This is a genomic window from Nonomuraea sp. NPDC049129, assembly GCF_040648495.1.
Classification (GTDB): Bacteria; Actinomycetota; Actinomycetes; order Streptosporangiales; family Streptosporangiaceae; genus Nonomuraea.
In genome coordinates this window covers 81,130-104,433 of sequence record NZ_JBEZDU010000028.1, presented here as the reverse complement: position 1 = coordinate 104,433, position 23,304 = coordinate 81,130, and the positions used below count along the sequence as shown (strand labels likewise).

Here is a 23,304-nt window from a genome sequence, read left to right as displayed (position 1 = left end):
GGCCGTTGACCGAATCGGACGACGGCCCGGCCCTCAGCGCGACTACGCACGGACAGGCATGTCCTCACCAGGCATAGATCCGCGTCATGATCCCATGGCGCATCGCCAAGTCCGGGCCAGGAAATGCCACCATCACCGGGGCGCCGCTCGGATCACTGCCTTCAACCAGGGTGAAGCCGCCACTGGTCCGCGTGTGGACATGGGCTTTTGCGTCTTTGAGGAACTGCTCGCAGCGCCGCAGGTCCTGCTCGTCAGCCGCGGTCCAGATCACGTACTGAATGCCGACGGTGCCCAGCGCGTGGGGGCATTGGTACCCATTGCGCGAAGGTAAACCTGGAGGCTGTCCGCGCTGACCAGCAGGGCCGCGGTGGCACTGCGGACCCTGACCTCCATCCCCAGGAGCTCACGGTAGAAATCCACGCTGACGTCCAGATCGCGGACGAACATCACCACCGACGCCAACCGCACTCGGGGGGCGGCCTCTGGAAGGGAGACTCGCTGGGCACCTCCCGGCTGGAAAGAGCTGCTGTCCGCGGCAGATTCCCCATGGTCAGAACCCGGTCGCAGGCCCTTCCCCGATCTTCCCTCGCAATCGCGAAGGGCTCGCTCTGGACTACGCTCTCCTTCCACCTCGGTGCCGGCGCGATCGGGGGAGCATGAACGACGGGTCATCGGGCCGGGAAGTACGCGTAGGCGTCCACGGAGACGGTCACCTGCGAGGTGCCCTCGTTCTTCAGCACGACCGTCCCGTCCTGCCGCAGCGCGGCCGTCGTGAAGCCGCTGGTGTCCTTGCCCGCCGGGTACGCCACCACCCGGACGGTGTTCGGGCCGCTCTGGGGCACCACCGAGACGATCCCGGCCGCGCTCGCCTTCGCGGCGACGGACAAGCCGACGGCGGCGACGCCGGACGAGGGGATGTCCGGCACCCCGGTGAACCTGAGCACGCGGGTCCCGCCCGCGGAGATGGTGACGGCTTTGGTCACCGACGCCGGCCGGATCGCCTTGGTGGTCGATCCCCGCTGGGCCGAGGTGTAGTAGCCGCTCACGTCGACGGAGATCTCCACCGTATTGGCGCCGAGATTGTGCAGGTTGATCTTCCCGTCGGGGCCGGGCTTGACGATGGTGAAGAACTGCGCCGCGGTGTTGGCCGGGTAGTCGATGTTGGCGTCGATGGGATAGATGTCCCCGGCGGCGTAGACCCGTATCGTCCCGGTGGCGGCGCTCTTGACCATCACCGTGAGCGCGACCGTGTCCACTCCGGAGGCGGGGACGCCGGACATGCTGGAGGTGGCCAGCTGGACGTTGCCCCAGGCCGGGATGACGGTCCGCTCCGCCGGCCGTACCGGGGAGATCGGCATGTAGGTGCCGCCCACGGCGGCGTCGGCCTGGGCGCGGGTGTGGCCGTGGACGTCGAGCGTCACGCGCACCGGCGCGCCGCTCCTGTTCACCACCTTGACCTTCCCGTCCGCGCCGACCTTCGCGATGACCATGGTGGAGGTGTAGCGGCTGCTGTCGTAGAAGAGCACGTTGCTCTCCGGCTCCGCTTCGTCGGAGGGGTACACCGCAAGGGAGCCCGAGTTGAACCAGTCGCCCTTGGCGGCGATGTTGAGCGCGACCGCGCGGATCCCCGTCGCGGGCAGTCCGGCCACGCCGACGACCTGCACCGCCATGGTGGAGTTGGCGCTGAGCTGGACGCTGTCCAGGATCCGGCCGCGGGTGTTGAAGTACTGGTCGGGCCCCGGTCTCGGCGTCGCGCCCAGGGCGGCGTCGTCGAGCTGGATCCGCGGCGTCGTGGCGCCGGGATAGCTGATGCTCCTGCCGTTCTCCTTGAGCATCGATTCCAGCTCGGTCACGCTCGCGTTGGGGAATGCCTGGCGCAGCACGGCCAGGGAGCCGGCGACGTGGGGGGCGGCCATGGACGTACCGCTCATGGAGCGCCACGCGTCACCGGGCACCGAGGAGATGATGTCGGTTTCCGGAGCGAAGAGGTCCAGGAGCGGGCCGCGGTTGCTGAAGGAGGAGACCGCGTCCTCGTTGGTGGTGCTGCCCACGGCGATGGCCGAGGAGACGCAGGCCGGAGCGCTGATCGCGTCCGTGTAGCCGTCGTTGCCCGCGGCGACCACCGTGGCCACCCCGGCGGCCAGGAGGTTGTCGATGGCCAGCTTGCGGGGGTCGCCGTCGCAGGGCGCGGTGTTCCGGCCGCCGCCTAGACTCAGGTTGGCCGCCACGATGGGCAGCTCGCCGTTCAGCTCCCGTACCTTCTCCAGCCCGGCCAGCTGGGCGCTGGTGAAGCTGAGCACGCATGGCGTCCCGCCCCACCGGGTGGTCTCGGTGAGTTTGGCGCCGCCTTCGGCCTCGTAGCGCCGCACCCCGCCGCCGTCGGGGAAGGAGACGCTGCTCTTGAGCGCGTATCGGGTTTTCTCCCCCGAGTCGAGCTCGGTGACCTGGACGGCGTCGCTGAGGACTTCGAGTTTCCTGCCGGTCATGCCGCCGAGGAACTCGGCCTGCCAGCCCGGCCCGAACACCGACAGGTCGGCGCGGGAGGCCGGCACCGCCTTCGGCTGGGCCAGGCTGCCGTCGATGGCGGCCACGCCGTGCTTGCGGCCGATCGCGCGACACCAAGACCTTCGATCTCGTTGAGCTCGAAGGTCTTGGTGTCGGCGAAGTACTGGCCGGGGCCGACGGGCTGGTCGCTGTCCGACGCCGTGGCGGCGACGGCCGCCTGCCCGGGAAGGACGGCCAGCAGGGGCAGGATCACCGCGGTGACCGCCGTGACGATGGCTAATCGCCTCATGAAGCTCTCCTTACGTCGTTGGGTGAAGACGCTCGCGGTCCCGCTGGACGAGTGCCGGGGGTCGAGGATCACTCTTCGTGGAGCGTGGGGCTCCCCCGGCGAGGAGGGGACTTCGAGGAAAGGAACGGTGCTCGAAATCTATGGAGAGATCGGCGGCCCGTCTTCAATCCCTGGTTTGAGCCGGCGGTCCACCATCCGCGGTAGCCGCTTCTACTCCGTTCGCTGGCACCGGGGGTGTGGCCTACCACGGAAGTCGCAGACGCGCCCTTTGCCATATCGGCAACAGAGTTTGCGGCTGTGACCCGTTGGGTCGCATAGTTCGTCGCGGAGGTGGTCAAGGTGACCGATCAGCTGAAGGACGGCTATGACGTGGTGGTGGTCGGCGGTGGCGCCGCGGGGTTGAGCGGGGCGCTGATGCTGGCCCGGGCGCGGCGGTCGGTGGCGGTGATCGACGCGGGGGCCCCGCGCAACGCCCCGGCGGAGGGCGTCCACGGGCTGCTGGCCCGGGAGGGGATCCGGCCGGCCGAGTTGCTGGAGCGCGGCCGGGCCGAGGTTCGCGGCTATGGCGGTCACGTGGTGGCCGGGGAGGTCGCCACGGCGGTGCGGGACGCCAAGGGGTTCACCGTGGCGCTGGCCGACGGCAGGTCCGTCCGGGCGCGCCGGCTCCTGGTGGCCGCCGGCCTGGTCGACGAACTGCCGGACGTGCCGGGACTGCGGGCTCGGTGGGGCCGGGATGTGATTCATTGCCCGTACTGCCACGGCTGGGAGGTTCGTGACCGGGCCATCGGCGTACTGGCCAGTGGGCCGATGGCGGTGCACCAGGCGCTGCTGCTGCGTCAGTGGAGCGCCGACGTCACGCTCTTCTCCCACACCATGCCGCCGCCGGACGAGGAGGAGGCGGAGCGGCTGGCCGCTCGCGGCATCACCGTGGTGCCCGGCGAGGTGGCGTCCCTGGAGATCGTCGAGGACCGCGTCGTGGGAGCACGGCTGGGCGATGGCACGCTGGTCCGCCGCGAGGTGATGGCGGTCGCCACGCGGATGGTGGCGCGCGCCGGGTTCCTGGCGGCGCTCGGGCTGCGGCCGGTCGAACATCCCACTGGAGCCGGCGAGTACATCCCCGCTGACGCGACCGGCCGTACAGACGTGCCCGGGATCTGGGTCGCTGGCAATGTCAGCGATCTGGTCGCCCAGGTGGGCACCGCCGCGGCGGCGGGCGCCACCGCGGCGGCCCAGATCAACGCCGACCTGATCGCCGAGGAGACCCGAGAGGCGGTGGCCGCTTACCGGGACCCGTTCTCGGCCGAGGCCGAAGCGCGTCTGTGCGAACTGGCGATGGGCGAAAGCCGCCACGGTCTGTGAACCATCGCGGCAGGTCGCCGTCCTCGCGGCACATATCATGACATTTCGTGATCCGTACCTGGCGTGGCCGACTCGCCCGTGCGCTGCGCGGTGAGCTCGCGTACATCCGCGGCAGCTGGCACGGGCTGGCCACCAAGGACTCCCACCAACGGCTGCAGGCCCGCCAGATCGGCAAAGCCACCCTGGCCGCCGTGCTGGCCTGGTTCCTGGCCAGCCGGCTGCTGCCGCACGAGAGCATCTGGATCGCCCCCGCCACGGCCGTGATCATGGTGCACGCCACGGTGTACCAGACCCTGACCAACGGGTTACGCCGGGTCGCCGCCGTGGCCGCAGGGGTCATCCTGGCCGGCAGCATCGGCTCCCTGATCGGTCTGACCGCGCTCAGCCTCGTCCTGGTCATCCCACCCGCGCTGCTGGCCGCGCGCTGGCGCCGGATGGGCAGGTACGGCTCCGACGTGGCCACCACCGCCGTCCTGATGCTCTCCTTCGGAGCCGCCTCTCAGGAGCGCTACCTGCTGGCCTACATCATCGCCACCGCCATGGGCGCGGTGAGCGGGGCCGCCATCAACACCTTGCTGTGGCCACCGCTCTATCACCGCCGCCCCGACGCGGCCTTCCGGCGCCTGGCCGAACAGGGTGCCGCGCTGCTCGGCGACGTGGCCGACGGGCTGCGCCAAGGCTGGGACCTGTCCGGACTGACCGAGTGGCAGGCCCAGGCCACGCGGTTGACGGAGCGCCTGGACGCCGCCGAGGCCGCCGTGGCGGCCGGCGCCGAGAGCCGTCGCTACAACCTGCGCCGCCTCACCGCGCCACCCGGCCGCGACCACACCCCGCACCTGCGGACCATGGCCGCCGTCAGCACCCACATCGGCGCCATCATCCAGGCTCTGGCCCACCTCGACCACAGTCACACCCCGCCGTCCGGCTCGGCCGACGTCAGTGACGCGTTCGCCCGCGACTACGCCGACCTGCTGGACCGGCTCGGCGACATCCTGACCATTCAGGTGCGGCACTCCGACGATCCCGACTCCATCCGGGACCAACTGGCCCGCGCGCAAGCCCGGGCTATCGGGATCCACGAGGAGATGAGCGCCGAAATCCAGGCCGGTCGGGTCGACCACCCTGAGGGCTGGGCCGTCAGCGGCAGCCTGCTCACCGACGCCCACCGCATCATGATCCTTCTGGCCGACGGACACGACCCGACCATGGTCGCGCCTGCCCAGGGCCCTCACTGAGAACCACAACCGCAAAGTCAGTGGCGTTCCTGGCGCGGCAGCACCACCTCGGCCGTGATCAGCTGGAGGGCGGCGGCCGCCGGGATGGCCAGCAGCGCGCCCACCACGCCGAGCAGCGCACCGCCGATCAGCGCGGCGACGATGGTGGTGGCAGGGGGTACGTCGACGGAGGACTTCATCACCCGCGGCGCGATGAGGTAGTTCTCGATCTGCTGGTAGACGATGAAGAACACCAGCGTGGCGATGGCCACCGGAAACGACACGAACAGTGACACCAAGATGGCGATGGTCGCCCCGATCCCGGCGCCGATCAGCGGTATCAGGTCGGTGATCGCCACGATGATGGCCAACGGCAGCGCGTAGGGCACGCCGGCGATCGACAGGAACATGAACGTGGTCACCCCGGCGATCAGGGAGATGAGCAGGTTCCCGGCCACGTACCCGCCGACGCTTTTGAAGATCTGATCGCCCAGCATCTGTACGCGCGGTCGCCGGCTCTTGGGGACCAGCCGATAGCCGACCCGGATGATGGAGGGCAGTGCGGCGAGGAAGTACAGCGTCAAGATCAGTCCCGTGATGGCGGAGAAGACCGCGCTGACCACGACGCTGGCCGCACCGAGCAGCCCGCCGAACAACTGCTGTCCGACCTGCCCGCCGGTGAGGTAGGCCTGGGCCTGCTCCAGCAGGCCGAAGCGCTGATCGAGCTCGCGCACCTGCGGGTTGTTCTGCAGTTGGCTGATGTAGGTGGGCAACTGCTCGACGAACTGGCCGCTCTGCTGGGACACGGCGGGCACGACCGCGATGACGAAGACCGCGAAGAACGCGATCACCGCGACGAACACCAGGGTGATCGCCAGCCAGCGCGGCAGGTGCCGCTCTTCCAGCCATTCCACCATGGGGTTGAGCCCCACCGCGAGGAACAGCGACATCACGATCAAGATCAGTATCGAGACGGCGGCGGTCAACGCCTGGACCAGCAGCCAGGCGGCCAGTACGCCGAGCGCGGCGGTGAAGCCGAAGAGGAAGGGGTTGCTGCCGAAGGGACGGCCGGGGCGGCCGAACGGTAACGGCGAGGGTTCCTCTCGAACGGCCCTGGCATCGCCCGGGGCCTGCGCGGTGGGGGGATCAGAGTGTTCCGGCACGGGTGCTCCTCTGCCCGGAGTCCTCGCTTCATACCGTGCCGGGGGTCACAGCTTGCCGAGGCGCGGCGCCATGCATCGGACGATGCCGATCACCAGCGCCGATCACCAGCGCCGATCAGCGGTGGCTCAGGGAGGTGGTTTGTGGGTGTTCGCCCCGGTCAATCCCCTCGAACAGCGCCGCCGCCCGCCCGGCCGTCTCCGAGGCCCAGCGCCCGGTGCTGAGCAGTCCCAGGGCCAGAACGCCGAGCCCGAGCCCGAGCACCAGCCACCACACGCCGTGCTCCGCGCCGGTGAACGCCGTGCCGCCGTGAGCCACGGATGACCCGACGATCGTGCCGGAGATCGCGACGCCCAGGCTGGTGCCGGTCTGCCGGCCGGTGGAGGCCAACGAGGCGGCCACCCCGGTCATCGAGCGCGGCATACCGGACACCGCCGTGTTGGTGATCGGCGGGTTGACCGTGCCCAGGAACACGCCGAACAGCAAATAGATCGCGAGTACGGCCGGCAGCGGGGTGGCCGGTACGAGCCAGAGCGACGCCCCGCCGCCCAGCGCCAGTGCGGCCCCGGCGACCACCAGCGGCAGGCGCGGACCGCGCGCTCCGACCACCCGCCCGGTGAGCGGGGACAGCACCACGACCAGCCCACCTACCGGAAGCAGGCACAGTCCGGCCGTCAGCGCCGACATGCCGCGTACGTCCTGCAGATACTGGGTGGTCACAAACAGGAACGCGCCGAACCCGCACAAGGCGAACAACGCCATCAGAATCGCCGAGCTGAACGGCACACTGCGAAACAGGCGCAACTCCAGCAGGGGGTCGGCACGGCGCGTTTCGTACCCGAGGATGCCCAGCACGCCGAGCACGGCGACGGCGAGCAGGCCGAGGATGACCGGCGAGGTCCAGCCCGACCTGCCGGACTCGATGATCGCGTACACGACGCTGCCCAGCACCAGGATCACCAGCGTCTGGCCCACCGGGTCGAAGCGGCGAGCACGGGCGGCGCGGGACTCGGGAACGAACAGCGCCGTGCACACGATCGCGGCCGCCACGATCGGCACATTGATCCAGAAGATGGAGCGCCAGCCGAAGCCGTCGACCAGCGCGCCGCCGAGGATCGGACCCAGCCCCAGCGACAGACCGGACATCGAGCCGAAAATGCCGATGGCCCTGGCCCGCTCGGCCGGGTCGGGGAACGTGGTGGCGGTGATCGCCATCGCCACCGGGTTGAGCATCGTGCCACCGACGGCCTGGAGCGTACGCGCGGCGACCAGCCAGCCGATGCTCGGCGCCAGGCCACACATCAGCGAGCCGAGCCCGAAGACGGCGAGGCCGACCTGGAAGGTCCGCCGACGGCCCACCCGGTCGGCGGTGGACCCGGCCAGCAACAGAAAGGCGGCCAGCACCAGGGTGTACGCGTCGACCGACCATTGCAGGCCGGACACCGAGGTGTGGAGGTCGTGACGGATCGCGGGCAGCGCCACGTTGACGATGGAGATGTCCATCACCACGACGATGATGCTGGCGCAGCAGATGGCGAGCACCAGGTATCGACGGCGCCGGCTGAGGCCGGGCACGTCACGCGACACCGGCCCGCGTTCGACGGCCGTCGCCTTCGGCCGCATTGAGTCACTCATGACCACGACGCTAGGATTTAGAGCATGCTCGAAGTCAAGCCGCAGCCGGAAGTCGAGCCGCAGCCGGAACCCGAGCCTGCCCGCTCCGGCCCTGCCCGCTCTGCCCCTGCTTCCGCTGTCTCTACCCGCTCTATCCCAAACCGCTCTGTCCCTGACGCCGGCCTGAGCATCGCCGAGGCCGCTCGCCTCACCGGGATCAGCGCGCACACCCTGCGCTACTACGAACGCGCCGGCCTGGTCGTCACCGCCGTCGACCGGACCGCCGGCGGCCGGCGGCGCTATCGCAAGCTGGACCTCGAGTGGATCACCATCTGCACCAGGTTGCGGGCCACCGGCATGCCCATCAAGGCCATCCGGCGCTACGCCGAACTCGTCTCCGCCGGACACGGCAACGAGGAGGAACGACTCGCCCTCATGGAGGGCCACCGCGCCGACGTGCTCGCCAAGATGGCTGAGCTACAGGAGAACCTCCGGCTCATCGACCACAAGATCGACGTTTACCGGGGCCGGCTCGCCGCTGGCGACGCCGACCAGCTCTGGGCACCCAAGTCACCCAACCGCCAAGCGTCTGACCCGCCAAGCGGGCGTCCACTGAGCGTGCTGTAGCGAACTTGCGCGGTCCGCTATGTCATCAGCGGTCGAACCAGCGGGCCGCCGAAGGCGTGAGCAGCATGATGACGAGCACCAGCGGCAGGAGCATGGCCGGGAGCAGCGTGGTCCAGCCGAAACCGCCGTCGATCGCGTTCCTGAGGAGGGAACCACCGACCGAGACCCCTTCGACGGCGATGGCACCCCAGCGCACGAGCTTACGTCGCGAAGTCCAGCGGGCGAGCAGCCAGCACATGAACGCTGTGATCACGGCGCTGTAGAGCAGCAGTAGGAGAAACGGCCCACTGAAGGCGAAAGCGACCGTGCCGATCATGATGGCGAGCCCCAAGAGGCTGAAGGCCACATCGAGCGTCAGGACGAACATGGCGACTCGCATGGCGGTCGGCATACGCTCGACCGGGATCGCATCCGTCACATGATCAGGTTAACCGCCGCCACGTCGGGGCGCGATCACTTCCAGATCACGGAGTCCGGGTCCTCGTCATGGGCCCAGTCTCTTTCACCTAGATACTCGCTCTGGGATCCCGGGCGCCTGCGGCGATCTCCTCAGACGCCACCGGTCGCCCGGCGGCGGCTCCGCGGAGAACGGATCACCGGCGAGAAGGGGTCAGGACGAGGCGCTGGCCGGGCGCGGTCGGGGCGTTCCATGCCTGCTCGACCTGGTCCAGCGGCATGGGCAGGGGGTCCACGGCCAAGGCGCCGGAGGCGATCTCCGCGGCGAGGGACGGCAGTTCGGCGATGATGCCGGCGGTGGTCAGGGAGCCCTGGCCGCTGCCCATGATGTTCAGGTTCGCCGCGCGCAGCAGGTACGAGGGCAGGGCTAGGTCCTGGCCGGCCATGGAGCCGATCTGGACCCAGGCCAGGGCCTTGGACCGGTCGGAGCGGGCGGTCAGCAGGGCGGGCATGGCCTGCTCGGTGGGCCGGCCCCACAGGTAGTCGATGACGACGTCGACGTCCGCGGCCGCCCGCGCGAGCCGCTCGGCGACGTCGTGGGAGTCAGAGCCGGAGCCGGAGCCGGAGCCGGAGCCGGAGCCAGAGCCGGGGTCGGGGTCGGGGTCGGAGAGCCTGACCACCTCGTCGGCCCCGAGGCTCTTCAGCAGGTCGAGGCGTAGTGGGTCGCGGCCGGCGCCGATCACGCGGGCGGCGCCGAGGTGTTTGGCGATCTGGACGGCGAGTTGTCCGGCGTTGCCGGTGGCGCCCATGACCAGGACGGAACCGCCGGGCGGTAAGGACACGCGGCGGCGCAGCGCTACCCAGGAGGACATGCCGGGGTTCATGGCCGCGGCCACGGCGGCCGGATCGGTGCCCGCCGGCAGGGTGATGGCACGGCGGCGGTCGACGACGGCGTGCTCGGCCATGGTGCCCAGCGCGGTGTCGGGGGCGGCGAAGTAGAGCAGTTCGCCCTGCGCGGTACGGCCGACCGCGTCGATGCCGGGCACCAGGGGCAGGGTGCCGTCGGAGGTGTAGTGGCTGCCGTTCGCCGCCGAGCGCACCCGTGGGTGCAGCCCGGCGGCCAGCACGTCGACCAGGACCTCGTGCTCCCCCGAGGGGATGGGGGTCGGGAAGGTGCCGAATCGGGGCGGGGCGTTGAAGGAATGGACGACTGCGGCGCGCATGGGATTCTCCTGCCATAGTTGGTTTGCGGCGCGTACTACTTTTGAAAGTAGTTTGTGCCACGTACTAGGTCAAGTAGGCTGACCCCATGACGACCGATTCCACCCCGGCCGACGGGCCCCTGAACACGGTGGACGCCCTGGTGCAGCTGTCCTTCCTGGTCCAGCGCGTCCTGTCCGAGGCCGGCGCGGAGCACGACCTGTCGATCATCCAGATCAGGCTGCTGGGCATCCTGCGCGACCGGCAGTGCGGCATGCTCGAACTCGGTGGCTACCTCGGCCTGGACAAGTCCTCCATGACCGGCCTGGTCAGCCGCGCCGAGAAGCGCGGACTGGTCCAGCGCTCGCCTTCCCCCCATGACGGCCGCGCTGTGCTGGTCCGCCTCACCCCCGAGGGTAGGCGGTTCGCCGAGGGGTGCGCCGCCGAGATCGGCCGCCGGGTCATGGGGCTCACCGACCGCCTCTCCGCCGCTCAGCGCGCCCAGCTCACCCGGCTCGCCACTGCCGTCGTGGGGGTCCGGCCCACATCGGGCTGAGTGGATGTCGTTATCCTCGTCGTATATACCCTCGGGGTATAGTGGCGTCCCATGAGCGTCCCCCTCGCCTTGCTCGGCCTGCTGGAACGGGAGCCGAGCCATGGATACGACCTGAAACGCGACTACGACACCTTCTTCGGCCGCGGTAAGCCCCTGCCCTTCGGCCAGGTCTATTCCACGCTCGGCCGGCTGGCCAGAGACGGCAAGATCACCGCCGGGGCGAGCGAGCCGGGCGACGGGCCCGACCGTAAGCGCTACGCCATCACCCCGGTGGGCACGGGCGAGGTCGAGGAGTGGCTGGCCGAGCCGGTGGCGGCCGAGCCGTACCTGCAGACCGTGCTGTTCACCAAGGTCGTGCTGGCCCTGATGCTGGGCCGCGACGCGGCCGGTTACCTCGACGCCCAGCGGGCGACGCATCTGCGGCGCATGCGCGAGCTGACCGAGATCAAGCGCGCCGGCAACCTGGTCGACGCGCTGCTGGCCGATCACGGGCTGTTCCGCCTCGAGGCCGATCTGCGGTGGATCGACGTCACCCAGGCCCGGCTGGACGCGCTGACGGCGGCGGTGCGCGAGCGATGATCGTCAACCCGGTGCTGCGGGCCGACGGCATCAGCCGCGCCTTCGGCAACACGCCCGCGCTGCGCGAGGCCAGCCTGTCGGTGAGCGCAGGCGAGGTCCTGGCCGTCATGGGGCCAAGCGGCTCCGGCAAGTCGACGCTGCTGCACTGCCTGGCCGGAATCTTCACCCCGGACAGCGGCGAGGTGTGGTTCGACGGGCGGCGCCTGGACACGCTGAACGACGGCCGCCGCAGCGAGTTACGGCGCAGCGCCTTCGGCTTCGTCTTCCAGTTCGGCCAGCTCGTGCCGGAGCTGACCGTGGCCGACAACGTGGCGCTGCCGCTGCTGCTCGGCCGTACCCGCCGCCGTCGTGCCTACGCGCGGGCCGCCTCCTGGCTGGAACGGCTGGAGCTGGCCGACCTGGGCGGCCGGCGTACGGGGGAGCTGTCCGGCGGGCAGACGCAGCGGGTGGCCATCGCCAGAGCGCTGGTGACCGGGCCGCGGGTCGTCTTCGCCGACGAGCCGACCGGCGCGCTCGACTCGCTCACCGGCGAGCACGTGATGGAGCTGCTGGTGAGCCTGGCCCGCCAGGAGGGCACCACCGTGATCGTGGTGACCCACGACGCCCGGGTGGCCGCCTGTGCCGACCGGGAGGTCGTCGTCCGCGACGGCCGGGTCACCGACCCGTACGCCAGCGGGATCGTCCGATGATCCGGCTGGGCCTGCGGCTGTCGCTGAGCAGCGGCAGGGAGGCGGCAGCAAGGCTGGCGCTGATCGTCGGCGGGGTGGCGGCCGGTGTCGCGGTGCTGCTGGGCACGCTGTCGCTCTTCAACGCCTTCCAGGCCACCAACGACCGCCAGTGCTGGGAATGCACGCGCGGCACCGCCCCCAACGGCTGGGCCCTGGACGCCACCGCCGACGGCGCGCTGTGGAACCTGCACGAGGACTACTACGCCGGCCAGACGATCACGAGGCTGGACGCCGCCGCGCTCGGCGCCCGGGCGCCGGTCATCCCCGGCCTGTCCCGCATGCCCGCTCCCGGCCAGTACTACGCCTCGCCCGCGCTGGCCAGGCTGCTGGATTCGGCGCCGCGCGAGCGACTCGCCGATCGCTTCCCCGGCACCCGTGCCGGGCTGATCGGCGAGGCCGGGCTGTCCGGGCCCGACGAGCTGGCCATCGTGGTGGGGCGGACATCGGGGCAGGTCGCCGCCATGCCCGGCGCCGCGCAGGTCGACACGGTGGCCACCGGGCCCGCGACCGATGGCTACGCCGACATCTACCGGTTCGGCTTCGGCGTGGGCGCCATCGCGCTGGTCGTCCCGCTGCTGGCGCTCGTGGGCACCGCCACCCGGCTGGCGGCCGCCCGCCGTGAGACCCGCCTGGCGGCGATCCGGCTGGTGGGCGCCACCTCCCGGCAGATCAACGTGCTGGCCGCGGTGGACGCCGCATTGGGCGCGCTGCTCGGCGCGCTGGCCGGCCTGGCGCTCTTCCAGGTCGTACGGCCCGCGCTGGCCGGGGTGCGGATCACCGGTGTCCGCTTCTTTCCCGAGTTGATCGCCCCACATCCTTGGCAGTACGCGGCCGTGCTCGCCTGCGTGCCGGTCGCCGCGGCGGGCGCCGCCCTATGGTCGCTGCGCAGGGTGCGGATCTCACCCCTCGGAGTGGCCAGGAAGGGCGCGGCGCCTGCGCCGAGGGCGTGGCGGGTGATCCCGCTGCTGGCCGGGCTGGGGCTGTTCGCGGGCCCGGTGTTCCGCGACGGCAACGACCTCGACACCGTGCTGGCCGTGGCGGGGCTCGCCCTGATCATGGTCGGGCTGATCCTGGCCGGACCCTGGCTGACGATGCGGGCCGCTCGCCTGGCCGCCCGGCGGACCCAGAGCGCGGCGACGCTGCTGGCCGCGCAGCGGATGGCCGCCGACCCCAAGGCCGCCTTCCGCGCGGTGAGCGGGCTCATGCTGGCGGTTTTCGTCGGTACGGCGCTCGCCGGCATCGTCCCCGCGGTGCTGTCCGGCCAGCGGGCCGTGGCCGGGGGAGCGCTGAACCACGTACTGCGCGCCCAGTTCGACCGGCCCGGCAGCGCGGGGCTGTCCCAGCAGGCGCAGAAGGATGTGCTCGCCCGGCTGCGCGGCTTCCCGGGCGTGGACATACTGCCGATCTACGCCTTGGCGGAGCCGGCGGCCGCCCCTATGCCCACGGACGGCCCGCCGCCCCCGCGAACCGCCGTCGAATGCGCGAGCCTGGCCCGCTTCCCCGTGCTCGGGCGGTGCCCGGCGGACGCGCACGCCGTGGCGGGCGTCTTCAACCGCGTGGCCGGCGCCGACAACCCGCTCACCATCGACAAGATCCTGCCCGTCGCGGGAGCCGGCAGCCGATCCGTCTCCTCCACCACCGGCCTCGCCATGGAGGCGATCCTGATCTCCACGGCCGACCCGGCGGCGGTGGAGCGGCTCCGCACGCTGCTGGCCGAGCACACCGTCGAAGCCCCGATGACCTTCGCCGAGGTCGCCCAGGTCAGAGCCACCCTGTACACCCAGGGCCAGAACATCGCGCTGGCCGTCGTCGCCCTGACCCTCATCGTCGGCGGCTGCAGCCTCGTGGTGGCGGTCGGCGGCGGGCTGGTCGAACGCCGGCAGCCGTTCACCCTGCTGCGGCTGGCCGGCACCCCCACCCGGACCCTGGCCGGGGTGGTGCTGCTGGAGTCCGCGCTGCCGCTCGTCCTGGCCGCCGTGCTCGCCGCCGGCGCCGGTTTCGGCGTGGCCGAACCGCTCATAGGCCAGCTCGCGATGAAGAAGGCCGCCCTGGCGCTGCCCGGCCCCGTCTACTTCGCGACCGTCGGCGGCGGCCTGACCGCCTCCCTGCTGGTGATTCTCGCCGGCCTGCCGCTGCTCAGGCGCCTGACCGCGCCCGACAACGCCCGTTTCGAATAGGAGCCACATGAAGCTCATACCGCGACCGGCCGTGCTGGTCGCGCTGTTCGTGCTCGCCTCCTCCGTGGTAGTGAACGCGACCGCGCCGTCCGCCGCTGCCGCCGACGAGCGCTACTCCGCCACGATCCGGCGCACCGAGTACGGCATCCCGCACATCTCCGCCAAGGATTACGGCGGCCTCGGGTTCGGGTACGGCTACGCCTTCGCGCAGGACAACCTGTGCGTGCTGGCCTCGTGGGTGGTGACCATGCGGGGCGAGCGGTCCCGCTACTTCGGCGCCACGGCCATGTCCGACGACCCGGTCCGCCCGGTCACCAACCTGTCCAGCGACGTCTACCGAGATGCGGGCTAGTGCTCCTGTCTTCAGGCGGGATGGTGTAGGCCCACGTGTGAGTGCCCTCTGGGGCGTGAGCGTGCAGTGATCGAAACTGCTTGCGACGCTTCAATCACGTACGGTAAGGTTTCCGTGATTGAACGGGCAAGCGATAACCAAGCTGGCCGTGAGATCGCTTCCTGGATTCATCGGTATGACGAGGCCGCCGGACGGGCGGTGACAGGACGTGGAGACTTGCCGGTAGGCGGGTCAGTGAAGCGTCAAGCATCCTGTTCCACAGCACGTGCTGCTTACGCGGCACGGACTGCTGCGTAAGCAGCACGGGAATCCCCCGCCTCTTCAGGGCGAGGAGCACGTCAAACCTCGCGCTACGGCCCGGTGCTCGCCGTCGGCCAGACCCACAAGGTCGCGTACGTGCTGGCCGACGTCAGCGCCGCCAACCTGCGCGCGGCCTGCCGGACGCTGGGCGACTGGAACGGGCGTGCCACTCTCGACGGCCAGGGGGCCATTTTGTGGCGGGAGTTCTACACCCGGCTCGAGCGTCCCACCAAGCCGGGAGAGCCCAGGTTCAGTCCCTGGCGGGTGCCGTTCGATCCCGCGCGTCCGCTGACCACCCCTCGGGGGCTCAAGGGCGAGGATCCGACGGTCCGGCAGGCCCTGGCCGACGCCGTGCTCTTCTTCCAGACCAACCGCGTCCCCCTGACGCTGACTCCGGGCCAGGCGCAGCGCTACGCCTCGATCCCGATTCCCGGCTGCACCGAGGGGGAGGGCTGCTTCGACGGGGTGCGCATGCGCGGCCCGCTCGGCGCCGACGGGCGCTACCCGGAGGTGGACACCGGCTCCAGCTTCATGATGGCCGTCGAGCTCACCCCGGACGGGCCGCGTACCCGTACCGTCCTGACCTACTCCCTGTCCGCCAACCCCGCCTCGCCCCACCACACCGACCAGACGGTCCTGTTCTCGCGCGGTCAGTGGGCCACCGAGCGCTTCACCGAAGCCGAGATCGCCGCCGCCCCGCAGCTGAAAACCGCCACGGTGCGTGGGTGACGGCTCAGCTCAGCCGTCGAGGCGCACGGTGACGGTGACGCGGCCCGCTCCGTCACGCCGGGCGACCGCGTGCCCGGTGCGGTCGGTCCCGTCCAGGTCCAGCGATATCGGGCCGCCCTCGTCCAGGAAGTTGCGCCACCACTTCTTGGCGTCCGGCATCTGCACGCCGATGGTGACGACGTCGTCCGCCCGCCGGTAGGCGACGGGTGTGCTGAAGACACGTCCCGAGCGACGTCCTGTGTAGGTGACGATCGTGAGGTGTTTGCGCACCAGCCTGCCCCAGCGAGGAGAGGAGCGCAGCGCGCTCGCGCAGGCGTTGACACGGGTGACCACTTGCTTCGGCAGGGGTCCTTTGTAGGGCACGAATCCTCCATCCCGGTAACTGGAGTGGGTTATCCAGTTACCGGGATACCGTAGCACGGTAAGTGGAGCGACCCCTCCACCTGAAGGGTCTATCGTCCGCGACGCAGCCCGCGCAGGAAGTTCCACAGCGCGGAACGGGGCGCCCCTTGACCGGTGGCGGCCTCACCCGCCGGGGACGGCTGCACGTCCACGGGAGCGGGGGCGGTCGCGGGGACGTGGGGGCTGGCGAGTTCGTACTGGACGGGCAGGGACCGCAGCGCCCGCATGAAGGGAGAGGGGCGCCAGGGCAACTGGTCGGCCGGTAGCGCCAGCTTCATCTTGGAGAACCTGTTGAAGAGCCGGCGTACGGCGATGGTGGTGATCTGGGTCGCGAGCCGCTGACCCAGGCAGCTGTGCGGCCCCGCGCCCCAGGCGAGATGAGCGCGGGTGCTGCGGATGGCCTGCCGATCGATCGCCCCGGCGAATCGCGGGTCGGCGTGCGCGCCCGCGACCGAGAGCATGACCGGATCCCCGGCGGCGATCGTGTAGTTGCCCAGTTTCACGTCCGTCATCGGGAACCGGAAGGTCAGGTTGGCCATCGGCGGATTGAGCAGGGCGACCCGGTTGACCGTCTCGTCGATCGAACCCACGGACAGGCTCTCCCGGACATCCGGATTGGAGATGACCTCGACGACCACGTTGCAAACGAGGCTGGCGGTGAAGTCCAGCAGGCCGGGCAGCATGAGCAGCTCGCGGGCCAGCTCGTCCAGCGTGAAGTCCGGCTTCGCCTCGATCATGTAGGAGGGCAGGTCGTCACCGGGGCTCTCACGCTTGCTCGCCGCGAGCTCCGTCATGGCCGCGTACAGCCGCTCGAACGCCGCGGGCGCGTCCGGCCCGGCGTCGATCATCCGCCAGAGATCCATCACGACGTCCTCGCCACGTGAGGCGGCGAAGCCGAGCATGCGGTTGGCGACCATCAGGGGGAGTGGCCGCGCGTACTGCGCCGCCAGATCCGCCCATCCCGTGGCACCGCCCTCCGCCAGCGTGTCGAGGAGGTCGTCGGCGTACCGCACGATCGAACGTTCCAACTGCTGCGCCTGGAGGTGGCCGGGGTTCTGGAACGGCGCGAGCGCGCTGGTCCACGCGCCCCGCAACTCGCGCTGCGTCGCGCCCTCCTGGAAGGCCGAGCTGTTGACCTGGAAGACGGGCAGCAGCGGCCAATCCGCCGGTAGCCGCCCCTCGATGTTGGCCTGCCACCTGTCGACGTGCTTGCTCCAGATGCCGCCCGTGTTCTGCAGGACGCGCAACACTTCCTCATAGCCAAGGACGAACCAGACCGGCACCCCGAGGAGGTCGACCGGGGCGACCGGTCCGTACGTGGCGCGCAGGCGCTCGTGCACGAGCGCGGGATCAGCGTCGTATTCCCTGGTCAGCAGCGGTTCAATGGGCGTTGACGGTGGTGTTTGCGCAGGCTGCTGGGGCCACGGGCCATGGGTCACGGGGACGAACTACCTCTCTGGTTGCTCCCGTCGCCACGTCGGTGCAGACGTAACAGCACGAGTGATGCGCTCTGGGAGCTTTCGGCCGATTCACATAAGAGGTCAGTAAGCATCACGTATCCCGCTGGTCATGGCAAGGCTCCAGCCTGATGGACCGCTCCGGGAGTGCCAGCTCCTTAACTGCGGCTGGGCCTGCTGCAAGAGGGGACGACGAAAGCATCGAGGCCCTGTTCATGACCACCTTTCGGACCGCCTCTCGAGAGGACACGCTGATGTCGTCTCCGCGCGGCATTGGATCCCCTGGTGTTCGGCGCGCGCGGGATCGTCCCCATGGCGTACGCGGCCTTCGCCTTCGTCGAACGTGGACAACACCGGCGTGGCCCGCGGCGGCGCGCATCCGCGAGTGGCCCTGGAGTCGGCGATACCCGGCCACACGGGCGCCTGGTCCCCCGCACCCGGAGCGCTATCGGTCTCGCGCCCCGAGGCTGGCCTGATCGGCGGCGGTACGGCCCGCCGCCCAGCCCTCCCGGTCCCAGGACGTGCGGACCGCATGCGAGACCAGGTTCGGGAACATGCGCTCGACTGCCTGCTCCACCTCCTGTTCGCGGGCCGCCAGCACCGGCACCAGGTCGGTGCCCCGGCTGGCGCTCTCCTGCGAGACCGCGGCCGCCGTGGCCTCGGCGAGCCGCTCCCCGATCCTGGAGGCGAACGCCGACAGGAACGACTGGCGGAACGTCTTATTCCTCGATCGGCCGGTGCCGTGCTTTCTGGTGCCCGAGTTCACCAGCGCGGTCTGCGCCTGCACCAGCAGCGAGGTGAACAGCATCTCCACCCAGGACAGGTCCGCCCAGAACCCCAGCACAGTGGCGAACCCCAGCTCCTTCGACCAGATCACCCGGCACCTGTTGGCCTCGGCGATGAGAACGAGCAGCACGGCCTTGGGCTGCTCGTACGGCGCGTCGATGCCGACCCGGATGCCCGCCGGGGCCTCACCTCCGCCTGGTTGCGCGTCCAGCATCGCCGCGTCGATGCTGTACTTCGCCATCAAGCTCTGCGCCGCCGACATGAACGTCTCCGCCTCCGCCTCGTACGCCGTCGACTCCGCCTTGGCAAGCAGCGCCCGCACCCGCCCGAGCGTCTTCTCACTGACCACGTGTGAGCGTGCCTGGACCGTACGGCGAGCGGCCCCGGGCGGCGGGCTCAACGACTCCAGCCGGGGCAGCCCGGTCAGCAACCCCAACAGTTCCAGCACACCGGAGACGGTCACCAGACGGCCGGCCCCGTCGCGCGCCTGCCGCGCCGCGAGGTAGCCGCCCTTCCACCACACCGCGGCCTCCAAGCCGGCGAGTTGGTCGCGCCAGCGCTCATCAACCGTGGCCGGCTCATAGGTCCGCATCTCCCAGGCGATGAGGTCGGCCGCCGCCCGCCCGTGCCAGTCGGTCAGCCGCCTGGCCGCGATCCTCACCACGTCGGCGGGCTGCCAGCCGTTCCGCCACAACCCCGAGATCGCACGGGTCACGACCTCCACCAGCACGCGATCGGCGTCGTCCCGGTCGGCCAGGAAGGCGGCAGCGGAGTCGAAGGCCGCCTGATCCTCGCTGGCAAGCGCCTCCATCGCCGCGCCGATCAGCTCATTGGCCTTGCTCACACGTGCCGTCCACCTTATAGAAAGTCCGCCAGAACCCTACCGTGACGGAGCACCGTCCCCTGCTCACCGGCGCGGCGGAAGGCGGCGAGGTCCAGACCGACCCCGGCTGTGTTGTCGTCCCGACCGGCGCAAGTCGGCTTGAGTCCCGGTCCTCAAGCTGCGGAGAATGCTTGTCCGCTCTTATGCCACCCAGTGCAGGGCGCGCTGGGGCGTGCCAGCATCGTGCTGACCGCCGGCGTCGGGCCTTCTGGTCGGTGGCTAGGAGTTGTCCTCGGCGATGGCGGCGGGCTCGGTCTCGGACCGGGCGGCTGCGAGGGTCTTGTGGACGACGCCGACCGAGACCTTCACCCCGGCGGCGATGGTACGGCTGGTCAATGCCACCTTCGCCGCCCGCGATGCGGCGTGGTGGGGCGAGGGCATGGCCTGCGCGAGCGACTCCGAGAAGTTCGGCTCGTGGAGCTAGAACTTCATGACCGAGTGGCACCAGTGGTACCGCGGCCCCGGGGTGATGATCTACTGGCACGTCGAGAAGAAGTCGCTGTGCGTCTACAGCCAGCTCAAATCCTGCGCGGCCTCCGAAGTCGCCGCGATGATCGAGGGCGTACTGCGGCACTGCACGGACGTGGAGATCGACCGGCAGTCCACGGACACGCACGGCGCTTCCATCGTCGGGTTCGCCTTCGCCCATATGCTCGGCTTCAACCTGCTGCCCCGGCTGAAGAACGTCATCTCGGCCCGCCTGTACCGGCAGGCCGCCGGGGAGGACGAGAAGTGGCCGAACCTGGCGCCGGTGCTGTCGACCAAGACGATCGACTGGGACTTGATCCGCCAGCAGTACGACCAGATCGTGAAGTACACCACCGCCCTGCGCCTGGGCACCGCCGAGGCCGAGGAGGTCCTGCGGCGCTTCACCCGCGGCGGGCCCAAGCACCCCACCTACCGGGCGATCGAGGAACTGGGCCGCACGGTACGTACGGCGAGTGGCAGAAGCGGCCCACCGACGCCGACCGGCGGGCCCTGTCGCCACTGTTCTGGACCCACGTGAACCCCTACGGCCGATTCGAGCTGGACATGAACTCCCACCTCGACCTCGCCACGCGGTGGCGGCCACTCTTCCCGGCCCCCGAACCCCGCCCGAGGCGGTCGTACGGCGGTTCTCGATCAGATTGATCTCGGGCTGTGCCGGCGCCAGCATGTCTGCGCCTTCACTTCCAGGCCAGATGCCTCATTCAGGTGGTGAGACCGGCGCTGGTCAGCCAGATGTGTTCGCAGGTCGAAGATGCCTTTTGTAAATTCTCGCGGGATTCCTGCGAGGCGTGGTAGAAGGTCCGCTCGATCATCCAGCACAGGGCGCGTGCCATCGCTGACGCTTGTTCTGGTTCGGTGCCGGCCTGAACGCCGGCTCGTTCCAGGACAGCGGTGATGGCCGTGATGAACAGGTCAGCCGTGTGGCTCCACAGCTCGCCGATCTCCGGCACGGTCAACGACAGATCGATCGCCGTGCGCATGACCAGACCGTGCTCATCCCACAGCTCAACCGTGCGCTGCATGGCTGCTGCGATGGCCTGGCGCGGCTCGTCGGTCTCTGCAGTGGCCCGGGACCGCTCCCACAGATGCTCAACGGTTCGGGCCACGAGTGCCGTGACCACTTCTTGTTTGGAGCCGAAGTAGAAATACAGGGCGCCGCGGGTGATACCGGCGCCCTGAGCTATGTCGCCGACAGTCATGGCGTCGTAGCCCTTTTGCACCAGTAGAGTTTCGCAGGTGTCCAGAATGGCCCTCTCCCGGACATCGCCCTTGCGTTCGGTGGCGCGCCGGCTCCGCGCGGAGTGGTGGCTGGGCATCAGAGCTGAGCACCCTCGGCAAAGTCGGTCGTACGGGAGAGGGGCTCCCATGCGCGGATGTCCTCGTCCACAGCCTTGCGCGCGGCAGTGACCAGTCGCAGCGCATCCGAGCCAAGGACGAGGTGGGCCGGCGGCTGGTCGACCGACGCGATGTGCACGACGGCCTCCCCGCCCTTGGCCGGATCGCCCAGCTGGTTCCCGCTGGCCTTCTGCCTCGCTTCACGGATGGGGGTGAACAGCTCGTCGTAGTCGTCGATGGACCGCGCGGTGCGTGTCATGGACCGTCCGGCCCAGTCGGTGCGGAAGGAGCCGGGCTCGATCGCCGTCACATGGATCCCGAACTGTGCGACCTCCTTGCCCAGTGCCTCGAGGATGCCTTCCAGGGCGAACTTGCTGCCGCAGTAGGCGGACATGCCGGGCACGGCCATCAGCCCGCCCATGGAGGTGACGGCCATCAGGTGCCCGCGGCGCCGCCGGCGCATGTGGGGCAGGGCCGCCTGCAGCGTGGCCACTGTCCCGAACACGTTGACCTCGAACTGCCGCCGCACGTCGGCCAGCGGCGTCTCCTCGAAGGTGCCCTCCAGGCCGTAGCCCGCGTTGGCAATGACGACATCCAGGGGGCCGACGCTCTGTTCCACCTCCGTGATCACACTCGAGACGGCGGCGTCGTCGGTCACATCCAGGATGCGGCCGTGAGCGTACCCGGGTTTGAGCCCTTCGAAGGCCCGCAGGTCCTCCTCGGAGCGGACCGTGCCGACGACGGTGTGACCGGCGGCCAGGGCGGCTTGGGCGAAGGCACGTCCAAGGCCCGTGCTGACGCCGGTGATGAGCCAGTTCTGCCTCTGCATTGTTCCTCCTGAGGAGACTCGCGAGGAGCTGGACTGCTCCCCATCTCAAAGTCTACACAGTGTCGATTTTTATCATCACCACGTAGATTCTGACAGTGCTTGCGGGACCGCCCCGGCCTCGGTCAGGCGGCGGGCGGTCTCGAAACCACCGCCGTTCTGGTGCCTCGGGCGGTGACTGTGGGGGAGGCGTCCGAAACTGGCGGTCTCCCTTCGGCCTCCCAATTGGATGCGGCAAGGTCACGGCGTACCAGTGCGCCGTGGACGGCAGGTGCGAGTCCATGCAGACCCGATGACAGCGTCGCGCTGCTCAACCTGCCGCTGGTGGTGCTCACCGACCGCGGCTGCGCCTCGGCGTGCGAGCACTTCAGCTCCGCCGTCCAGGTCCGACGCCGCCAGGTCCCCCAGTCCGTCGCCCCGATTCCTAGGTGCCCGAAGCGAAGGCCAGGGAGCTCATGGTCACCTTGTGGTACACGAGGCGGGCGCGTGCGGGGCGGCGGGCCCCGTACATGACGCGTCACGACCGACCGTTGTCTTCCTCTCCCCGCAGGGGGTATCCCTCTCAAAGAACCCCAGCCACCACGGACCGAGACGGTTGTGTGACGAATCCCCCGGGGGACCGTCAGGTGGCCGGGTCGGCGATGCGGTCGAGCCACTCTTCCAGGAGGCGCTGCTCCGGGTCGGTCAGGACGGTGGTCCGGGGCAGGACGGCGCGCAGGGTGACCGCTGCGGTGACCGGGCCTGGAGACGTGGCCGCCGGAGTGTCGGTGGTGATCGCGGCGATGACCGCCTCGCGGGCGAGGACGGACAGCTCCAGATCGCGACGGTCCGCGGGCATGGTGATCAGAGTGACCGTCGTGCCGAGACCAGCCGCCTGGACGAGGTGGGCGGCGCGTTCCTCGCTGACGCGCAGCCGGCCCGCTTCGGCGATCCGGCGGATGTGCGTGGCGAGGACCTTTTCGCCGGCGACGGCGGCGGGCGGGGCGGCGACGTCCCCGAGGCGGGGCTCGTTCATGAGCAGGTACAGGGCCGGGTTGGCCAGGCCGAACCCGATATGCAGGTCCCAGCCGGCGCGGAGGTCCTCGACCGGGTCGGCGGTGGGCTCCCGGTCGGTCTTGCTGCTCAGGTAGGCGGCGAAGCCCTCGGCCGCGACCGCGTCGAGCAGGCCCCGCATGTCGCCGAAGAGCCGGTAGATGGTCGGCGCCTGCACTCCTGCCGCGGCGCCCACCGCACGCGTCGACGCGGCCTCCCGGCCGCCCTCGGCGAGCAGCTTGGCCGTGGCGGCGAGGATGCGTTCGCGAGGGCCGCCCCCGGCGTCGACGTCATCGGCATCCATGGTG

General features: G+C 70.2%; 22 protein-coding genes and 1 pseudogene. 10 read left to right on the top strand and 13 right to left on the bottom strand.

Features of this window, described 5'->3' with window-relative positions:
* Positions 1-64 precede the first annotated feature (64 nt).
* The 3 genes from AB0B64_RS50400 to AB0B64_RS50390 are packed head-to-tail and all read right to left on the bottom strand — an operon-like array spanning position 65 to position 2,591.
* Positions 65-271 carry a hypothetical protein gene (locus tag AB0B64_RS50400; RefSeq protein WP_358196616.1) on the bottom strand — a complete coding sequence of 69 codons (207 nt, stop codon included), beginning with the start codon at positions 269-271 and terminating at the stop codon, positions 65-67.
* The gene (locus AB0B64_RS50395) at positions 268-672 is read right to left on the bottom strand and encodes a VOC family protein (RefSeq protein WP_358196611.1); all 405 of its coding nucleotides are present in this window, start codon (positions 670-672) and stop codon (positions 268-270) included. The genes AB0B64_RS50400 and AB0B64_RS50395 overlap by 4 nt, the downstream gene beginning before the upstream one ends.
* Entirely contained in the window at positions 669-2,591 is a 1,923-nt protein-coding gene (locus tag AB0B64_RS50390) for a S8 family serine peptidase (RefSeq protein ID WP_358196599.1), read from the bottom strand. Before AB0B64_RS50390 ends, AB0B64_RS50395 begins: the two co-directional genes overlap by 4 nt.
* 542 nt (positions 2,592-3,133) lie before the next feature.
* Between AB0B64_RS50390 and AB0B64_RS50385 the strand changes: the two genes are divergently transcribed.
* Both AB0B64_RS50385 and AB0B64_RS50380 read left to right on the top strand, forming a co-directional pair.
* Positions 3,134-4,153, top strand: coding sequence for an NAD(P)/FAD-dependent oxidoreductase (locus tag AB0B64_RS50385; protein ID WP_358196591.1), 1,020 nt, complete (start codon positions 3,134-3,136; stop codon positions 4,151-4,153).
* Positions 4,154-4,200: 47 nt separating this feature from the next.
* Entirely contained in the window at positions 4,201-5,388 is a 1,188-nt protein-coding gene (locus AB0B64_RS50380; RefSeq protein ID WP_358196585.1) for an FUSC family protein, read from the top strand.
* A gap of 17 nt (positions 5,389-5,405) precedes the next feature.
* Here AB0B64_RS50380 and AB0B64_RS50375 read toward each other — a convergent pair whose 3' ends face one another.
* Together AB0B64_RS50375 and AB0B64_RS50370 are read right to left on the bottom strand one after the other, a co-directional pair.
* Positions 5,406-6,530 carry an AI-2E family transporter gene (locus AB0B64_RS50375; RefSeq protein WP_357958864.1) on the bottom strand — a complete coding sequence of 375 codons (1,125 nt, stop codon included), beginning with the start codon at positions 6,528-6,530 and terminating at the stop codon, positions 5,406-5,408.
* A gap of 115 nt (positions 6,531-6,645) precedes the next feature.
* Positions 6,646-8,163 carry an MFS transporter gene (locus tag AB0B64_RS50370; protein WP_358196570.1) on the bottom strand — a complete coding sequence of 506 codons (1,518 nt, stop codon included), beginning with the start codon at positions 8,161-8,163 and terminating at the stop codon, positions 6,646-6,648.
* 24 nt (positions 8,164-8,187) lie between these two features.
* On the opposite strand from AB0B64_RS50370, the gene AB0B64_RS50365 reads away from it, so the two are divergent.
* A complete protein-coding gene (locus tag AB0B64_RS50365; protein WP_358196563.1) occupies positions 8,188-8,769 on the top strand; it encodes a MerR family transcriptional regulator in 582 nt (193 codons plus the stop codon).
* A gap of 25 nt (positions 8,770-8,794) precedes the next feature.
* On the opposite strand, the gene AB0B64_RS50360 is transcribed toward AB0B64_RS50365, so the two are convergent.
* Both AB0B64_RS50360 and AB0B64_RS50355 read right to left on the bottom strand, forming a co-directional pair.
* The gene (locus tag AB0B64_RS50360) at positions 8,795-9,187 is read right to left on the bottom strand and encodes a hypothetical protein (protein WP_357958856.1); all 393 of its coding nucleotides are present in this window, start codon (positions 9,185-9,187) and stop codon (positions 8,795-8,797) included.
* Positions 9,188-9,362: 175 nt separating this feature from the next.
* On the bottom strand, positions 9,363-10,388 hold the full coding sequence (locus AB0B64_RS50355) for a zinc-binding alcohol dehydrogenase family protein (protein WP_358196550.1): 1,026 nt from the start codon (positions 10,386-10,388) through the stop codon (positions 9,363-9,365).
* Positions 10,389-10,474: 86 nt separating this feature from the next.
* On the opposite strand from AB0B64_RS50355, the gene AB0B64_RS50350 reads away from it, so the two are divergent.
* The 6 genes from AB0B64_RS50350 to AB0B64_RS50325 all read left to right on the top strand — a co-directional run bounded on the left by AB0B64_RS50350 (position 10,475) and on the right by AB0B64_RS50325 (position 15,786).
* Positions 10,475-10,921, top strand: coding sequence for a MarR family transcriptional regulator (locus AB0B64_RS50350; protein ID WP_358196546.1), 447 nt, complete (start codon positions 10,475-10,477; stop codon positions 10,919-10,921).
* Between the two features lie 51 nt (positions 10,922-10,972).
* Positions 10,973-11,500 (top strand): PadR family transcriptional regulator, encoded by a 528-nt coding sequence (locus AB0B64_RS50345; protein ID WP_357958847.1) that lies wholly within the window; start codon positions 10,973-10,975, stop codon positions 11,498-11,500.
* A complete protein-coding gene (locus tag AB0B64_RS50340; RefSeq protein ID WP_357958844.1) occupies positions 11,497-12,189 on the top strand; it encodes an ABC transporter ATP-binding protein in 693 nt (230 codons plus the stop codon). Before AB0B64_RS50345 ends, AB0B64_RS50340 begins: the two co-directional genes overlap by 4 nt.
* Entirely contained in the window at positions 12,186-14,405 is a 2,220-nt protein-coding gene (locus AB0B64_RS50335; RefSeq protein WP_358196527.1) for an FtsX-like permease family protein, read from the top strand. Before AB0B64_RS50340 ends, AB0B64_RS50335 begins: the two co-directional genes overlap by 4 nt.
* 7 nt (positions 14,406-14,412) lie before the next feature.
* Entirely contained in the window at positions 14,413-14,757 is a 345-nt protein-coding gene (locus tag AB0B64_RS50330; protein ID WP_357958838.1) for a penicillin acylase family protein, read from the top strand.
* A 360-nt stretch (positions 14,758-15,117) separates the two neighbouring features.
* On the top strand, positions 15,118-15,786 hold the full coding sequence (locus AB0B64_RS50325) for a penicillin acylase family protein (RefSeq protein WP_358196515.1): 669 nt from the start codon (positions 15,118-15,120) through the stop codon (positions 15,784-15,786).
* Between the two features lie 9 nt (positions 15,787-15,795).
* On the opposite strand, the gene AB0B64_RS50320 is transcribed toward AB0B64_RS50325, so the two are convergent.
* The 3 genes from AB0B64_RS50320 to AB0B64_RS50310 form a co-directional block, all read right to left on the bottom strand.
* The gene (locus tag AB0B64_RS50320; protein ID WP_358196507.1) at positions 15,796-16,149 is read right to left on the bottom strand and encodes a hypothetical protein; all 354 of its coding nucleotides are present in this window, start codon (positions 16,147-16,149) and stop codon (positions 15,796-15,798) included.
* A gap of 89 nt (positions 16,150-16,238) precedes the next feature.
* The gene (locus AB0B64_RS50315) at positions 16,239-17,528 is read right to left on the bottom strand and encodes a cytochrome P450 (protein WP_357958828.1); all 1,290 of its coding nucleotides are present in this window, start codon (positions 17,526-17,528) and stop codon (positions 16,239-16,241) included.
* 562 nt (positions 17,529-18,090) lie between these two features.
* Positions 18,091-19,275 (bottom strand): DUF2786 domain-containing protein, encoded by a 1,185-nt coding sequence (locus AB0B64_RS50310; protein ID WP_358196495.1) that lies wholly within the window; start codon positions 19,273-19,275, stop codon positions 18,091-18,093.
* 355 nt (positions 19,276-19,630) lie between these two features.
* On the opposite strand from AB0B64_RS50310, the pseudogene AB0B64_RS50305 reads away from it, so the two are divergent.
* A pseudogene (locus AB0B64_RS50305) lies at positions 19,631-20,352 on the top strand (Tn3 family transposase); the annotation flags it as partial.
* A gap of 152 nt (positions 20,353-20,504) precedes the next feature.
* On the opposite strand, the gene AB0B64_RS50300 reads toward AB0B64_RS50305, so the two are convergent.
* From AB0B64_RS50300 to AB0B64_RS50290, 3 genes are all read right to left on the bottom strand, one after another.
* Positions 20,505-21,119 (bottom strand): TetR/AcrR family transcriptional regulator, encoded by a 615-nt coding sequence (locus AB0B64_RS50300; protein WP_357958820.1) that lies wholly within the window; start codon positions 21,117-21,119, stop codon positions 20,505-20,507.
* Positions 21,119-21,967 carry an oxidoreductase gene (locus tag AB0B64_RS50295; protein WP_357958817.1) on the bottom strand — a complete coding sequence of 283 codons (849 nt, stop codon included), beginning with the start codon at positions 21,965-21,967 and terminating at the stop codon, positions 21,119-21,121. Before AB0B64_RS50295 ends, AB0B64_RS50300 begins: the two co-directional genes overlap by 1 nt.
* A gap of 619 nt (positions 21,968-22,586) precedes the next feature.
* Complete coding sequence (locus AB0B64_RS50290) at positions 22,587-23,300, bottom strand: TetR/AcrR family transcriptional regulator (RefSeq protein WP_358196484.1); 714 nt, start codon at positions 23,298-23,300, stop codon at positions 22,587-22,589.
* Positions 23,301-23,304: the final 4 nt, after the last annotated feature.

Excerpts from the sequence above, each read along its gene's own strand:
- AB0B64_RS50290 (WP_358196484.1), bottom strand. The coding sequence starts at position 23,300 with ATGGATGCCGATGACGTCGACGCCGGGGGCGGCCCTCGCGAACGCATC.
- AB0B64_RS50395 (WP_358196611.1), bottom strand. The coding sequence starts at position 672 with ATGACCCGTCGTTCATGCTCCCCCGATCGCGCCGGCACCGAGGTGGAA.
- AB0B64_RS50365 (WP_358196563.1), top strand. The coding sequence starts at position 8,188 with ATGCTCGAAGTCAAGCCGCAGCCGGAAGTCGAGCCGCAGCCGGAACCC.
- AB0B64_RS50330 (WP_357958838.1), top strand. The coding sequence starts at position 14,413 with ATGAAGCTCATACCGCGACCGGCCGTGCTGGTCGCGCTGTTCGTGCTC.
- AB0B64_RS50335 (WP_358196527.1), top strand. The coding sequence starts at position 12,186 with ATGATCCGGCTGGGCCTGCGGCTGTCGCTGAGCAGCGGCAGGGAGGCG.
- AB0B64_RS50340 (WP_357958844.1), top strand. The coding sequence starts at position 11,497 with ATGATCGTCAACCCGGTGCTGCGGGCCGACGGCATCAGCCGCGCCTTC.
- AB0B64_RS50300 (WP_357958820.1), bottom strand. The coding sequence starts at position 21,119 with ATGCCCAGCCACCACTCCGCGCGGAGCCGGCGCGCCACCGAACGCAAG.
- AB0B64_RS50345 (WP_357958847.1), top strand. The coding sequence starts at position 10,973 with ATGAGCGTCCCCCTCGCCTTGCTCGGCCTGCTGGAACGGGAGCCGAGC.
- AB0B64_RS50355 (WP_358196550.1), bottom strand. The coding sequence starts at position 10,388 with ATGCGCGCCGCAGTCGTCCATTCCTTCAACGCCCCGCCCCGATTCGGC.
- AB0B64_RS50370 (WP_358196570.1), bottom strand. The coding sequence starts at position 8,163 with ATGAGTGACTCAATGCGGCCGAAGGCGACGGCCGTCGAACGCGGGCCG.
- AB0B64_RS50350 (WP_358196546.1), top strand. The coding sequence starts at position 10,475 with ATGACGACCGATTCCACCCCGGCCGACGGGCCCCTGAACACGGTGGAC.
- AB0B64_RS50295 (WP_357958817.1), bottom strand. The coding sequence starts at position 21,967 with ATGCAGAGGCAGAACTGGCTCATCACCGGCGTCAGCACGGGCCTTGGA.